Below are 12837 nucleotides of genomic sequence, written 5' to 3'. Positions count from 1 at the left end.
CGCGTCGCCCTGGCGCATCGCCGCCTGCTTCGCCCGCCGCGCCGCCATCAGCTCCTGCACCAGCGCCTGCCGCCGGGCGGGCGGCAGGTCGGGATCGGCGCGGCGGGCGAAGCAGGCGGCGATGCGCCAGGGCGACGCGGCGGGCAGGGCGGCGGCGCGGGCGCGGGTCGAGGCGGCCAAGCAGCAGCTCGGCGAGCGCGGCCCGGTCTGGTGGCAGGACGGCGCCCCCGACTACAACCGCCGCATGGCGCGGACCACGCCCTATGCCGACTGGGCCGCCGGGCTCAGCGGCGCGGCGCCTTGCGCAGGGCCGCGACCATCGTCTCGCAGCCGTGCCGCTGCTCCATCGCCTGCATCAGCGCCGCGGCCTTCTCGGTGAAGGCGGCCGCCGCGCGCGCATTGTCCATGTCGGCATAGACCGCGACCTTGGCCGCCGCATAGTCCTTGGTCCGGCGATGCACCAGGGCGTCCCAGTGCCGCAGCCGGGCGAGCGCCTCGCGCAGCGACAGCGGGGCCTCGACGAGCAGCGTGAGCGGCATGTGCCATCCTCCTTGGCGGGAGGCACGCCACCGGGCATGCGCCTTCCCCTGCGATGGACCGCCAGCGCCGCCGGAAAATTCGCGCCACGGGCCGGGGTCCTGCCGCCGCGCGGGTCACCGCTGCGTGACCGCCGTCGCCGGCCCAGGCCGCGACGACCTTAAACGAACGTTATATTGCGACCCATTATCAACATGTCCTATAGCGCAGCCCCCTCCCCGCCTGCCCAACCCTGACGAGGCGCTGCATGCACCCCGCCCGACGTGGCCTCCTGGCCCTTTCCGCCGCCGCCCTGCTGCCGGCAGGGATGCTGTCCGCCCGCGCCCTGGCCGCGGCGCAGAGCCCCGTGGAGGTCACCGACATCACCGGCCGCCGCGTCCGGGTCGCCGCCCCGGTGCAGCGGATGATCCTGGGCGAGGGCCGGCAGACCTATGTGATGGCGGCGCTGGAGCGCGAGAACCCCTTCGCCCGCGTGGTCGGCTGGCGCGACGACCTGCGCAAGGCGGATTTCGACGGCTACTCGCTCTACGAGGCGCGCTTCCCGCAGATCGCCCGGCTGCCGGCCTTCGGCGGCTGGAAGGACGGCGCCTTCGACATCGAGCAGGTGATCGCGCTGCGCCCCGACGTCGTGGTGATGAACCTGGAATCCAAGGTCGCCATCGACGAGGGCGGGCTGGTGGCCAAGCTGGACCGCGTCGGCATCCCGATTGTCTTCATCGACTTCCGCGAGAAGCCCTTCGAGCATGCCGAGCGCTCGATCGCCATCCTGGCGCAGCTGCTGGGCCGCGAGGCGCAGGGCCAGGCGCTGATCGACTACCGCGCCGCTCAGATCGCCCGCGTCACCGACCGGCTGCGCGATTACGCCGGCCCGCGGCCGAAGGTGATGATCGAGCGCGCCGCCGGCTATGACGAAAACTGCTGCATGTCCTTCGGCAACGAGAATTTCGGCCGCATGGTCGCCGTCGCCGGCGGCGACAACATCGCGGCCGGCCTGATCCCCGGCACCTTCGGCACCGTCAATCCCGAGCAGATCGTCGCCAGCCGCCCGGATGTCGTCATCGTCACCGGCGCCAACTGGAAGCTCTTCGTGCCCGACGGCGCCTGGGTCGGCGTCGGGCCGGGCGCGGATGCGGCGCAGGCCCGGGCGCGGCTGCGGCGGCTGATGGAGCGACCGGCCTACCGCACCCTGCCCGTCGCCCGCAGCGGCCGGGTGCATGCCATCTGGCACCAGTTCTACGACAGCCCCTACCAATTCGTGGCGATCCAGGCGCTGGCCAAGTGGATCCATCCCGGGCTCTTCGCCGATCTCGATCCCGAGGCGACCTTCCGCGAGTTCCACGAGCGCTTCCTGCCGCTGCCCTACGCGCCCGGCTACTGGGTCTCGCTGGACCGGCCGGCATGAGCGCGGCGCTCGCCGAGGATCGCGCAGCGGATGGCGGCCTCGCCGCCGGCCGCGCCGCCTATCGCCGGCTGGCGCGCCGCCGGCTGGCGCTGCTGGCGGCGCTGGTCGTCCTGCTGCTGGGCAGCCTGGTCGCCGACCTGACGCTCGGCCCGGCGCGCTATTCCTATCTGGAGGTGATCCGCGCGCTGCTCGGGCTGGAGGTGCCGGTCTCGGTCGCCGTCGTCGTGCAGGAGATCCGCCTGCCGGTCGCGCTGATGGCCGTCGTCGTCGGCGCCGCGCTGTCGGTCGCCGGCGCGCAGATGCAGACGGTGCTGAACAATCCGCTGGCCAGCCCCTTCACGCTGGGCATCTCGGCGGCGGCGGGCTTCGGCGCGGCGCTGGGCTTCGTGCTCGGCGTCAGCCTGCTGCCCTCGGGCTGGTCGGCCTGGACCATCCCGGCCAATGCCTTCCTCTGCGCCATGGGCTGCGCGCTGCTGATCCATGTCCTCAGCAGCCGTCGCGGCATGGGCACCGAGACCATCGTGCTGCTCGGCATCGCCCTGGTCTTCACCTTCAACGCGGCGCTGGCGGCCCTCGAATTCATCGCCTCCGAGCAGGCGCTGGCCGCCGTCGTCTTCTGGACCATGGGCAGCCTGGGGCGGACCACCTGGGCCAAGCTCGGCATCGCGGCCGCGGTGCTGGCCCTCGTCTGGCCGGTCTTCGTCCGCCAGGCCTGGTCGCTGACGGCGCTGCGCCTCGGCGAGCACAAGGCGGCCAGCTTCGGCATCCAGGTCGGGCGCCTCAGGCTGCAGACCATCCTGCTGGTCAGCGCGCTGGCCTCGATCACGGTGGCCTTCGTCGGCACCATCGGCTTCATCGGCCTGGTCGGGCCGCATATCGCGCGGATGCTGGTGGGCGAGGACCAGCGCTTCTTCCTGCCGGCCTCGGCGCTGGCCGGCGCCCTGGTGCTGTCGGCGGCCTCGGTGCTGAGCAAGGCGATCATCCCCGGGCTGATCCTGCCGATCGGCGTGGTGACGGCGCTCGTCGGCGTGCCCTTCTTCTTCAGCCTGATCCTCGGCACGCGGAGCCGCGCATGGTGAACACCCTCACCGTCGAGAATGTCGAAGCGCGCTACGGCCGGCGCGCGGTGCTGCGCGGCGTCACCCTGCCGGAGCTGCGCGGCGGCCAGATCACCGCGCTGCTCGGGCCGAATGCCGCCGGCAAGTCGACGCTGTTCCGCCGCATCGTCGGCCAGCTGGCCGGGCCGGGCACCATCGCGCTCGACGGCCGCAGCCTGGAGGCGCTGCCGCCGCAGCATCCCGACCGCCCCTGCTACCTGCCGCAGGACACGTCTGTCAGCGCCGTGCTGACGGTGTTCGAGGCGGTGCTGCTGGCCGGCAAGCAGGGCGGCGGGAGCTGGGCGGTCACCGATGCGGAGGCCGACGCCGTCACCGCCACGCTGATGATGCTGGAGATCGAGGAGCTGGCGGCGCGCAACCTGGGCGAGCTCTCCGGCGGCCAGCGCCAGCTGGTCGGCCTGGCCCAGGCGCTGGTGCGCCAGCCGCGCATCCTGCTGCTGGACGAGCCGACCAGCGCGCTCGACCTGCAGCGGCAGGTCGAGGTGCTGGACCTGCTGCAGCAGCTGTCGCGCCAGCGCGGCCTCTGCGTGGTGCTGGCGATCCACGACCTGAACCAGGCGCTGCGCTTCGCCGACCAGGTGGCGGTGCTCGGCGGCGGCCGCATCGTCGCGCATGGCGCGCCCACCGAGGTGCTGACGCCCGCCCTGCTGCGCGAGGTCTATGGCGTCGACGCCCGGCTGGAGCGCTGCTCGCGCGGGATCCCCTTCCTGGCCGTCGACAGCTCGACCCGGGCCCGCGCCGTGGCACGCGCCATCGCGCGCGGCTGAGGCGCGCGGCTGGGACACGGCCGCAGCCGCGCATTCCACCCCGTCGCATCCGATGCTAGTGCTGGCGGAGGTCGCCACCCCGGGACCAGCAGCAGGATCGCATCCGACGTGACAGCCGGTTTCGACGCCTCCCCTTCCGACCAGGCCGCGCCCGTGCCGGATCCGTCCGGCGGCGGGACACCCGGGCAGGCGCTGCATGAGAGCGAGGCGCGGCTGCGCGCGCTGATCAGCGCCAGCTCGGACGCCGTCTACCGGATGAGCCCGGACTGGCGCGAGATGCGCCAGCTGCAGGGCCGCGACTTCATCGCCGACACCGACCGCCCGAGCGCCGGCTGGCTGGAGAAATACGTGCTGCCGGCCGACCAGCCCGAGGTGCGGGCGGCGATCGAGGCGGCGCTGCGCTCGCGCTGCGTCTTCGAGCTGGAGCATCGCGTCATCCGCGCCGATGGCAGCCTGGGCTGGACGCTGTCGCGCGCCGTGCCGGTGCCGGATGCCACCGGCGCGGTGATGGAATGGCTCGGCACCGCCAGCGACATCACCGAGCGCAAGCGCGCCGAGGCGGCGCTGGCCGAAAGCCAGGCCGAGGCCGAGCGGCAGCGCCGGCTCTACGAGGCGATCCTGACCAACACGCCGGACCTGGCCTATGTCTGGGGGCTCGACCACCGCTTCGTCTATGCCAACAAGGTGCTGCTGCAGATGTGGGGGCGCAGCTGGGACGAGGCGATCGGCCGCAACTGCCTCGAGCTCGGCTATCCCGACTGGCATGCGGCGATGCATGACCGCGAGATCGACCAGGTCATCGCCACCCGCCAGCCGGTGCGCGGCGAGGTGCCCTTCGACGGCGCCTTCGGCCTGCGCCTCTACGAATACATCCTGGTCCCGGTGATCGGCGACAGCGGCGAGGTCGAGGCGGTCGCCGGCACCACCCGCGACGTCACCGAGGCGCGCGCCGCCGAGCAGACGCTGCGCCGCCACCAGGAGGCGCTGGAGCGGCTGGTCGAGGAGCGCACCGCCGCCCTGCTGCGCGAGGTGGAGGAGCGCCGCCGCGCCGAGGAGGCGCTGCGCCAGGGCGAGAAGCTGCAGGCGATCGGCCAGCTGACCGGCGGCATCGCGCATGACTTCAACAACATCCTGCAGGTGGTGGCGAGCGGCGTCTCGCTGCTGGCGATGCCGGCGCTGGGCGCGGCGCAGCGGGCCGCGGTGCTGGAGGGCATGGGCAAGGCGGCGGAGAATGCGCGCGAGCTGACCGGGCGCCTGCTGGCCTTCGCCCGCCGCCAGGCGCTGCAGCCGGAGGCCTTCGACCTGAATGCGCGCATCTCGGGCATGGCGGAGCTGCTGCGCAGCACGCTCGGGCCCCGCATCCGCATCGAGACCGACCTGCTGCCCGGCCTCTGGCCGGTGATGGCCGATCCCGGCCGGCTGGAGGCGGCGCTGCTGAACCTCGCCGCCAATGCGCGCGACGCCATGCTGCCGGAAGGCGGGCGGCTGCTGCTGACCACCGGCAATGCGACGCTCGACCGCGACGCCGAGCATGCCGCCGGCGACTATGTCTTCGTCTCGGTGCGCGATGACGGGCATGGCATGCCACCCGCCGTGCTGGCGCGCGTCTTCGAGCCCTTCTTCACCACCAAGGGTCCGGCCAAGGGCACCGGCCTCGGCCTCGCCCAGGTGCATGGCTTCGTGCTGCAATCCGGCGGCGACGTGCAGATCGACAGCCGCCCGGGCGAGGGCACGGTGGTGACGCTGCACCTGCCGCGCGCCGAGCTGCCCGCCGCCGCCCAGCCCGCCGCCGCGGCGCCGGCGGAGAGCAGCGGCGCGGCGCTCGCCCGCCGCGCCGGCCGCACCGTGCTGGTGGTCGACGACAATGACGACGTCGCGCATTTCGCCGCCTCGCTGCTGCAGGGGCTGGGCTATGCCACGCGCCGCGCCGGCAACGCCGCCGCGGCGCTGGCGCTGCTCGAGGCGGATGCGGCGATCGACGCCGTCTTCTCCGACGTGGTGATGCCGGGCGAAATGGACGGGCTGCAGCTGGCCGCCCGGCTGCGGCGGGACTTCCCGCATCTCGCGCTGCTGCTGGCCTCGGGCTACAGCGAGGTGCTGGCCGAGCATGACGGCCCCGCCGCCGCCGAGGTGCTGGGCAAGCCCTATCACCTCGACGAGCTGGCGGCGGCGCTGGACCGCGCCTTCGCCGCCGTCGCGCGCTAGCTCAGGCGGCGCGGCGGTCGAGCCAGTCGCGGAAGCGGTACCAGTTGCCGACCATCGGCAGCATCCAGGGCTGGCCGGTGTAGAAGGGCCGCGTCGGGAAGTCGCGGCCGTCGAAGACCGGCATGCGGTTGGCCTTGCCGAGCAGCTTCTTGCCGAGCTCGGCGCCGAGATAGGACAGCATGGCGACGCCGGCGCCGTTGCAGGCCATGGCGTAATGCAGCCCCTTCTGCGTCACCCCCATATGCGGCAGGTAGTCGAAGGCGAAGGCGACATTGCCGGTCCAGGCATGGGTGATGCGCGTGCCCTTCAGCTGCGGCCAGCGCTGCAGCATCATCGCATGCAGGATCGGCGCCGAGACCTCCGGCGTCACCTGGGTGAAGCGGGCGCGGCCGCCGAAGATGACGCGGCGGTTGTCCGGCGACATGCGGTAATAGGTCAGGATGCGGCGGCTGTCGGCCAGCGTGCGCTGCTTCGGAATCAGGCTGGCGGCGAGCGCCGGATCGAGCTCCTCGGTCGCGATGATGTGGGAGGCGACCGGGATCAGCCGCCGCCGCAGATCCGGCGTCAGCGAGCCGGTATAGCCGTTGGTGGCGATCACCACCTCCCGCGCCTCGACCGCGCCGCGCGAGGTCTCGACGCGCCAGCCCTCGGCGATGCGGGTCAGCGCGCCGGCCTTGGTCCGCCCGAGCAGCGTCGCGCCATGCCGCCGCGCCGCCGCCATCAGTCCGCGGTGATACAGGCCAGGATGGATCTTGCCGGTGCGGTTCACCACCATGCCGCCGTAATAGTAGTCGGAGGCGATCTCCTCGCGCTGGCGCTCGCGCGGCAGCATATGCGCGTCGGCGGCGGCGAACTCGTTCAGCGTGTCGATCTTCGCCGCCATGCCGGCGTAATGCTTCGGCGTCCAGGCGCCGACGAAGCGGCCGGTGCGCTCGTAATGGCAGTCGATCGCCTCGCGCTGCACCAGCGCCTCGATATGCGCGAGCCCCTCGGAGGCGTCGCCCATGATGGCGCGCAGCCAGTCGCGCATTTCCTCCGGGCTCTGCCGTCCCTTGGCGCCGGACAGGCCCTTGCCGACATTGTTGCCGCCGGAGACGCCGCCGCCATTGCGGGTGGAGGCGCCGAAGCCCAGCGGCTCGGCATCCAGCACCAGCGGCCTGGCGCCGCCGCGGCCGAGCTCGATGGCGCAGTTCAGCCCGGTCAGCCCGCCGCCGACGATGACGACGTCGGCGCGGGCCGGCAATTCGTCGGCCGGGTCGTCGCCGCCCATGTCGATCGCCTCCCACCAATAGGGGCGCGGCTTGAAGTCGGGATGGAAGATCGAGGGGTCCATGGCATTGCCTCAGCGCGTGATGGTGGTGGTGAGGGCGCCGCGGCCGAACAGGCTGGTCAGGCCGAGCGCCACGGCCACCAGCAGGATCTGCAGCACCGAGACCGCCGCGATGGTCGGGTCGATCTCCATCAGGATATTGTCGAACATCTTCTTCGGCAGCGTCATCGACGCCCCCGACAGGAACATCGCCAGCACCAGCTCGTCGAAGGAGCTGACAAACGAAAGAAAGGCGGCGGAGACCAGGCTGGGCCGCAGCTGCGGCAGGGTGACGCGCCAGATGATCCAGGGCCAGGCGGCACCCAGCCCGGCCGCGGCCTGCTCCTGCGCCGCGTCGAAGCTGCGCAGCCCGGCGCCGACCAGGATGACGACGAAGGGCAGCGCCAGGATGGTGTGGGCGATGGCGACGCCATACCATTCGCCGATCAGCTGCAGCCGGGCGAAGACGCCGTAGAGCGCGATGGACAGGATGATGGTGGGCACGATGATCGGCGCCGCCGTCAGCCGGTCCAGCACGCGGATGCCGGGCAGGCGCGAGCGGTTCAGGAAGAAGGCCAGCGGCACGCCGAGCCCCATGGCCAGCACGGTGCAGAGCGCCGCCACCTGCAGGCTGCGGATGGTTGCCTCGATCCAGCCGGGATCGTCCAGATAGCGCTGGTACCACTGCCAGGAGAAGCCCGGCGGCGGAAACTGCAGATAGGCCGCCGAAGAGAGCGAGATCGGGAAGACCACCAGCAGCGGCAGCAGCAGGAAGAAGAAGACCAGGGCTGCGAAGATCCCGAGCAGGATGCTGCCGCCGCGATTCCTATGGCGTGGCAAGGCGCGCCCCCCGTGTCAGCCGGCCGATCAGCGCGTAGATGGCGAGCGTGGCCAGCAGCAGCACGGTCGACAGCGCCGCGGCGAAGGGCCATTCGAGGAATTCGCGCACCTGCTGCTCGATCAGCATGGAGATCATGATGACATGGCCGCCGCCGAGCAGCGCCGGCGTGATGAAGAAGCCCAGCGAGAGGACGAAGACCAGGGCGCAGCCGGCCGAGACCCCGGGCAGCGACAGCGGGAAGGTCACCCGCAGGAAGCTGCGCCAGGCCGGCGCGCCCAGCCCTTCCGCCGCGCGCGACAGGTCGGGATCGACGCGCAGCAGCGCTGCATAGATCGGCAGCACCATATAGGGCAGCAGCACATGCACCATGCCGATCAGCACGCCGGTGGTGTTGTGCAGCAGCGGCAGCGGCGCCTCGATCCAGCCGGCGTCGCGCAGCATGCGGTTGACGATGCCGTTGCGGCCCAGCAGCACCATCCAGGCATAGGTGCGCACCAGCACGCTGGTCCAGAAGGGCAGCAGCAGCGCGAACATGCCCAGCGCCAGGCCGAGCCGCCCGGCGCGCGACAGCCAGAAGGCCACCGGATAGGCCAGAGCCAGGCAGATCGCCGTCACCAGCGCCGCGATGCGCAGGCTGTCGAGCAGCACGGTGACATAGAGCCCGTCCAGCGCCGCTTTTTCGAAATGCGCCAGCGTGCCGCCTTCGACCGAGAGCGACAGCAGCCGCAACACCGGCCAGGCGAAGACCAGCGCCAGCAGCAGCAGCGCCGGCAGGCCGAGCAGCAGCAGCCCGGCCTCGCGCCGGCGCGCCATCAGCCGGCGGTTTGCGCCCGGCGTCTCAGCCCTGGGGGACGACATGCAGGTCCTCCGGCGCGAAGCCCAGCGCGACGCGGCTGCCCTCAGGCGGCGGCGGCGGGTCGGAAGGGCGCAGCGGCAGCCGCGCCAGCATTTCCGTGCCGCCATCGAGCTGCAACCGCAGCTTGGCCGACTGGCCGAGGAACACCGTGTCCAGCACGACAGCTTCGGCGCGACACGGCAGCGCCGCCGTCGACGCGCCGATGCGCAGCGCCTCCGGCCGCAGCAGCAGCGTGACCTTGCCGTCGGGCTGCGCGGGCGGCAGCGGCACGGCGCCAAAGCCGGCCAGCTCCGCCACGCCGTTGCGCGCGCGGCCCTCCAGCAGGTTGGACTCCCCCAGAAAGTCGGCGACGAAGCGGCTGGCGGGGCGGGCATAGAGCTCGCCGGGCAGGCCGATCTGCTGGATGCGCCCCTTGTCCATCACCGCGATGCGGTCGGACATGATCAGCGCCTCCTCCTGGTCATGCGTGATGAACAGCGTCGTCAGCTTCAGCCGCCGCTGCAGCCGCCGCACCTCCAGCTGCAGCGATTCGCGCAGCTTGCGGTCCAGCGCGCCGAAAGGCTCGTCCAGCAGCAGCAGGCGCGGGTTGAAGACGATGGCGCGGGCCAGGGCCACGCGCTGCTGCTGCCCGCCCGACAATTGCCGCGGCAGGCGGTCGCCGAAGCTGTCCAGCTCGACCAGGCGCAGCGCCTCGGCGACGCGCTCGCGCACCTCAGCGCGCGGGCGGCGGCGCATCTCCAGCGGGAAGGCGATGTTCTGCGCGACGCTCATATGCGGGAACAGCGCGTAGTTCTGGAACACCATGCCGACCTCGCGGCTGCGCGGCGGCGCCAGGGTGACGTCCTGGCCGCCCAGCCGCACCGCGCCCTCGTCCGGGATCTCGAAGCCCGCGATCGCTTTCAGCAGCGTGGTCTTCCCCGACCCCGAGGGGCCGAGGATGGTGAGGAACTCGCCCTCGGCGACGTCGAGATCGACGCCGCCAAGGGCTGCGACCGGGCCGAAGCGGCGGATGATGCCTGTGACGGACAGCTGCATCTCAGCCCCGCTGCAGCATCCAGCGGTTCCACCGTTCCTGCGCGCGGGCGCCATTCTCGGTCCACCAGGCGACGTCCAGCCAGAATTGCTGCGCCAGGTTGGCCGGCGCGGTCGGCAGCAGCGGGCGCAGTTCCTCGGCGACGTAGTTCACCGTGTCCGGATGCAGCCCGGCATAGGACAGCTCCGTCGCATAGATCGCCTGCAGCTTCGGATTGGTCATGGTCTGCAGGAATTTCTGCCCCCAATAGGCGTGGCGGGTGCCGCGCGGGATGCCCCAGGCGCTGCTCTTCAGCGAGCCGCCGCGGAATTCCGAGCCGACCGGCGCGTTCTTCTTGGCCAGCTCGAAGAAGCGGCCGTTCCAGCCGGTGGCCAGCACCACCTCCTTGTCGACCAGCATCTGCGCCGGCTGCGCGCCGGTGCTCCACCAGACGGCGATATGCGGGCGGATCTGGTCGAGCTTGCGGAAGGCGCGGTCCATGTCGAGCGGATAGAGCTTGTCCATCGGCACGCCGTCCGCCAGCAGCGCGAATTCCAGGTTGTCCACCGGATGGTTGCGCAGCGAGCGCGCGCCGGGGAAGCGCGCCACGTCCCAGAACTCGGCCCAGCCCTTGGGGTGGCTGCCGTCCTTGAAGACGTCGCTGCGGAAGCCGAGCACGGTGGAATAGGCCGAGCCCACGAAGATATGCGACTGGCGGCCGATCGCCGGATATTTCGACAGGTCGACGATCGAGGTGTCGATCGGCTCGACCAGGTTCATCTCGCGCGCGCGGTCGGCGTCCTGGCCGCCGATCTCGGTGACCGTCCATTCCGGATTGCCGCTGTTGACCATGGCGCGCAGCTTGCCGAAGTCGACCGGCGAGGTGTCGATGACGCGGATGCCGTGCTCGCGCTCGAAATCGGCGAAATAGGCGCGGCGCAGGAAATTGGCCATGGCGCCGCCCGAGGCGTTGACGACGATGCGGTCGGGCTTGGACGGCGGCGCGCCCTGGGCATAGGCGGGCGCTGCAAGGCTCGGCACGATCAGGCCGCTGGCCTGCAGCAGGCCGCGACGCGTGATGACAGGCATCCTGCTTCCTCCCTCTTGCTTGTTGTTCTTCGTCGTCAGCCCAGCACGGCATCCACGGCGCGGCCGAGCCGCGCGACGATCTCGTCGATATCCTCGGGCCGCGCGATATAGGGCGGCGCGATGATGACATGGTCGCCCTGGCGGCCATCGATGGTGCCGCCCATCGGATAGATCATCACGCCGGCGGCCATGGCGGCGTCCTTCACCGCCTCGTTGATCTTTCGCGCCGGCGCGAAGGTCTTCCGGGATGCCCGGTCCTCGACGAATTCCAGCGCCCAGAACAATCCGCGGCCGCGGATGTCGCCGACATTCGCGTGGTTGCCGAAGCGCTCCTGCAGCGCGGTTTCCAGCCGCGCGCCCATCGCCTGGACATTGGCCAGAAGGTTGTCCTCGCGGATGATGCGCTGCACGGCCAGCGCCGCGGCGCAGGCCACCGGATGCGCCTGGTAGGTGTGGCCGTGCTTGAAGGCGCCGGAGCCGGCCGCCAGCGCCTCGACGATGCGGCCCTGCGCCAGGATGGCGCCGATCGGCTGGTAGCCGCCGCCCAGCCCCTTGGCGATGGTCTGGATGTCGGGGGCGACGCCTTCCTGCTCCCAGGCATGCAGGGTGCCGCTGCGGCCCATGCCGCACATCACCTCGTCCAGGATCAGCAGCGCGCCATGCCGGTCGCAGACCGCGCGCATCGCCGGGAAATAGCCGGGCAGCGCGGTGACGCAGCCGGAGGTGGCGCCGACGATCGGCTCGGCGACGAAGGCCGCGACCTTGTCGGGCCCCAGCCGCTGGAATTCGTCCTCGAGCTCGGCGGCGAGGCGCGCGACATAGTCGGCATCGCTCTCGCCGGCGTCCTGGAAGCGATAGGCGAAGCAGGGCGAGACATGGCTGAAGCAGTCGGCCAGGATCGGCGTGTAGGGCTCGCGCCGCGCGAAATTGCCGCCGAGGCCCAGCGCGCCCAGCGTGTTGCCGTGATAGCTCTGCCGCCGCGCGATGAAGCGGTGCCGCTGCGGCTGGCCGATTTCCAGAAAGTACTGGCGCGCCAGCTTCAGCGCCGCCTCCATCGCCTCCGAGCCGGAGGAGACGAAATAGGCGTGGGTCAGCCCGCCCGGCGCATGGCCGACCAGCAGATCGGCCAGCTCCTCGGCCGCCTGGCAGGTGAAGAAGACCGTGTGGGCATAGGCGATCTGCCGCGCCTGGCGGGTGATGGCCTCGACCACGCGCTCGTCGCCATGGCCGAGGCAGGCGACGGCGGCGCCGCCCGAGGCGTCGATCACCGGCGCGCCGGTCGCCCCCTGGACCATCAGGCCGCGGCCGGAGACGGCCAGCAGCGGTTCGTTGCGCAGGCTACGATGCAGGATGCGGCTCATGGCGCTCCCCTCCCCCTTCGGGATGGCTTGGCCGGCCTGGCTGCCTCCCGCTTTGTCGCTTGGCCGTCAGCACATGACGATTCCGGACCGATGTCAATATGCAGGATCGACTCCCAAAATACGGGATTTTCTTTGCCGCGCTTCTGGCGTAACAGCTGTCCCGCATGATCCCCCCCGGCACCCCCCCCATTCCCACCGCCGTGCAGAAGAGCTTCCAGATCCTGGAGGCGGTGGCCGCCTCGCCGCGGCCGCTCGCCGGGCTGGTGCTGGCGGAGCAGCTCGGGCTGACGCGCTCCACCCTGTCGCGGCGGGCGCTCAGCCTGGCGGCGCTGGGCTATCT

General features: G+C 71.7%; 12 protein-coding genes and 1 pseudogene. 5 read left to right on the top strand and 8 right to left on the bottom strand.

The window, feature by feature from the left end; translation table 11 throughout:
- Positions 1–180: pseudogene (locus tag BKE38_RS32315) on the bottom strand (hypothetical protein); the annotation flags it as partial.
- 104 nt (positions 181–284) lie between these two features.
- On the bottom strand, positions 285–539 hold the full coding sequence (locus tag BKE38_RS22120) for a hypothetical protein (RefSeq protein WP_076959403.1): 255 nt from the start codon (positions 537–539) through the stop codon (positions 285–287).
- A gap of 245 nt (positions 540–784) precedes the next feature.
- Here BKE38_RS22120 and BKE38_RS22115 point away from each other — a divergent pair, with 245 nt between their 5' ends.
- The 4 genes from BKE38_RS22115 (at position 785) to BKE38_RS33685 (ending at position 6029) form a co-directional block, all read left to right on the top strand.
- Positions 785–1939: an ABC transporter substrate-binding protein gene (locus BKE38_RS22115; protein WP_083747772.1), complete on the top strand. Its 1155-nt coding sequence runs from the start codon at positions 785–787 to the stop codon at positions 1937–1939.
- On the top strand, positions 1936–3018 hold the full coding sequence (locus BKE38_RS22110) for a FecCD family ABC transporter permease (RefSeq protein WP_083747771.1): 1083 nt from the start codon (positions 1936–1938) through the stop codon (positions 3016–3018). The genes BKE38_RS22115 and BKE38_RS22110 overlap by 4 nt, the downstream gene beginning before the upstream one ends.
- Positions 3012–3824 carry an ABC transporter ATP-binding protein gene (locus tag BKE38_RS22105; RefSeq protein ID WP_076959402.1) on the top strand — a complete coding sequence of 271 codons (813 nt, stop codon included), beginning with the start codon at positions 3012–3014 and terminating at the stop codon, positions 3822–3824. The genes BKE38_RS22110 and BKE38_RS22105 overlap by 7 nt, the downstream gene beginning before the upstream one ends.
- A 108-nt stretch (positions 3825–3932) precedes the next feature.
- The gene (locus BKE38_RS33685) at positions 3933–6029 is read left to right on the top strand and encodes a hybrid sensor histidine kinase/response regulator (RefSeq protein WP_076959401.1); all 2097 of its coding nucleotides are present in this window, start codon (positions 3933–3935) and stop codon (positions 6027–6029) included.
- A 1-nt stretch (position 6030) separates the two neighbouring features.
- On the opposite strand, the gene BKE38_RS22095 is transcribed toward BKE38_RS33685, so the two are convergent.
- Genes BKE38_RS22095 through BKE38_RS22070 form a run of 6 tightly spaced genes read right to left on the bottom strand, consistent with a single transcriptional unit; the run spans position 6031 to position 12497 of the window.
- Entirely contained in the window at positions 6031–7362 is a 1332-nt protein-coding gene (locus tag BKE38_RS22095; RefSeq protein ID WP_076959400.1) for an NAD(P)/FAD-dependent oxidoreductase, read from the bottom strand.
- 9 nt (positions 7363–7371) lie between these two features.
- On the bottom strand, positions 7372–8178 hold the full coding sequence (locus BKE38_RS22090) for an ABC transporter permease (RefSeq protein ID WP_076959399.1): 807 nt from the start codon (positions 8176–8178) through the stop codon (positions 7372–7374).
- Positions 8165–9037, bottom strand: a complete 873-nt coding sequence (locus tag BKE38_RS22085) for an ABC transporter permease (RefSeq protein WP_083747770.1) — start codon at positions 9035–9037, stop codon at positions 8165–8167. Before BKE38_RS22085 ends, BKE38_RS22090 begins: the two co-directional genes overlap by 14 nt.
- The gene (locus BKE38_RS22080) at positions 9018–10070 is read right to left on the bottom strand and encodes an ABC transporter ATP-binding protein (protein ID WP_076959398.1); all 1053 of its coding nucleotides are present in this window, start codon (positions 10068–10070) and stop codon (positions 9018–9020) included. The genes BKE38_RS22085 and BKE38_RS22080 overlap by 20 nt, the downstream gene beginning before the upstream one ends.
- A 1-nt stretch (position 10071) precedes the next feature.
- On the bottom strand, positions 10072–11136 hold the full coding sequence (locus BKE38_RS22075) for an ABC transporter substrate-binding protein (RefSeq protein ID WP_076959397.1): 1065 nt from the start codon (positions 11134–11136) through the stop codon (positions 10072–10074).
- 35 nt (positions 11137–11171) lie between these two features.
- A complete protein-coding gene (locus tag BKE38_RS22070) occupies positions 11172–12497 on the bottom strand; it encodes an aspartate aminotransferase family protein (RefSeq protein ID WP_076959396.1) in 1326 nt (441 codons plus the stop codon).
- Between the two features lie 164 nt (positions 12498–12661).
- On the opposite strand from BKE38_RS22070, the gene BKE38_RS33855 reads away from it, so the two are divergent.
- Positions 12662–12837, top strand: a 176-nt coding sequence (locus BKE38_RS33855) for a helix-turn-helix domain-containing protein (protein ID WP_131829682.1), incomplete at its 3' end; no start/stop codon positions are given.

Source organism: Teichococcus deserti (assembly GCF_001982615.1).
Lineage (GTDB): Bacteria > Pseudomonadota > Alphaproteobacteria > Acetobacterales > Acetobacteraceae > Pseudoroseomonas > Pseudoroseomonas deserti.
Note: the sequence above shows the minus strand (reverse complement) of the source record. Positions and strands in the feature narration are given on the sequence as shown.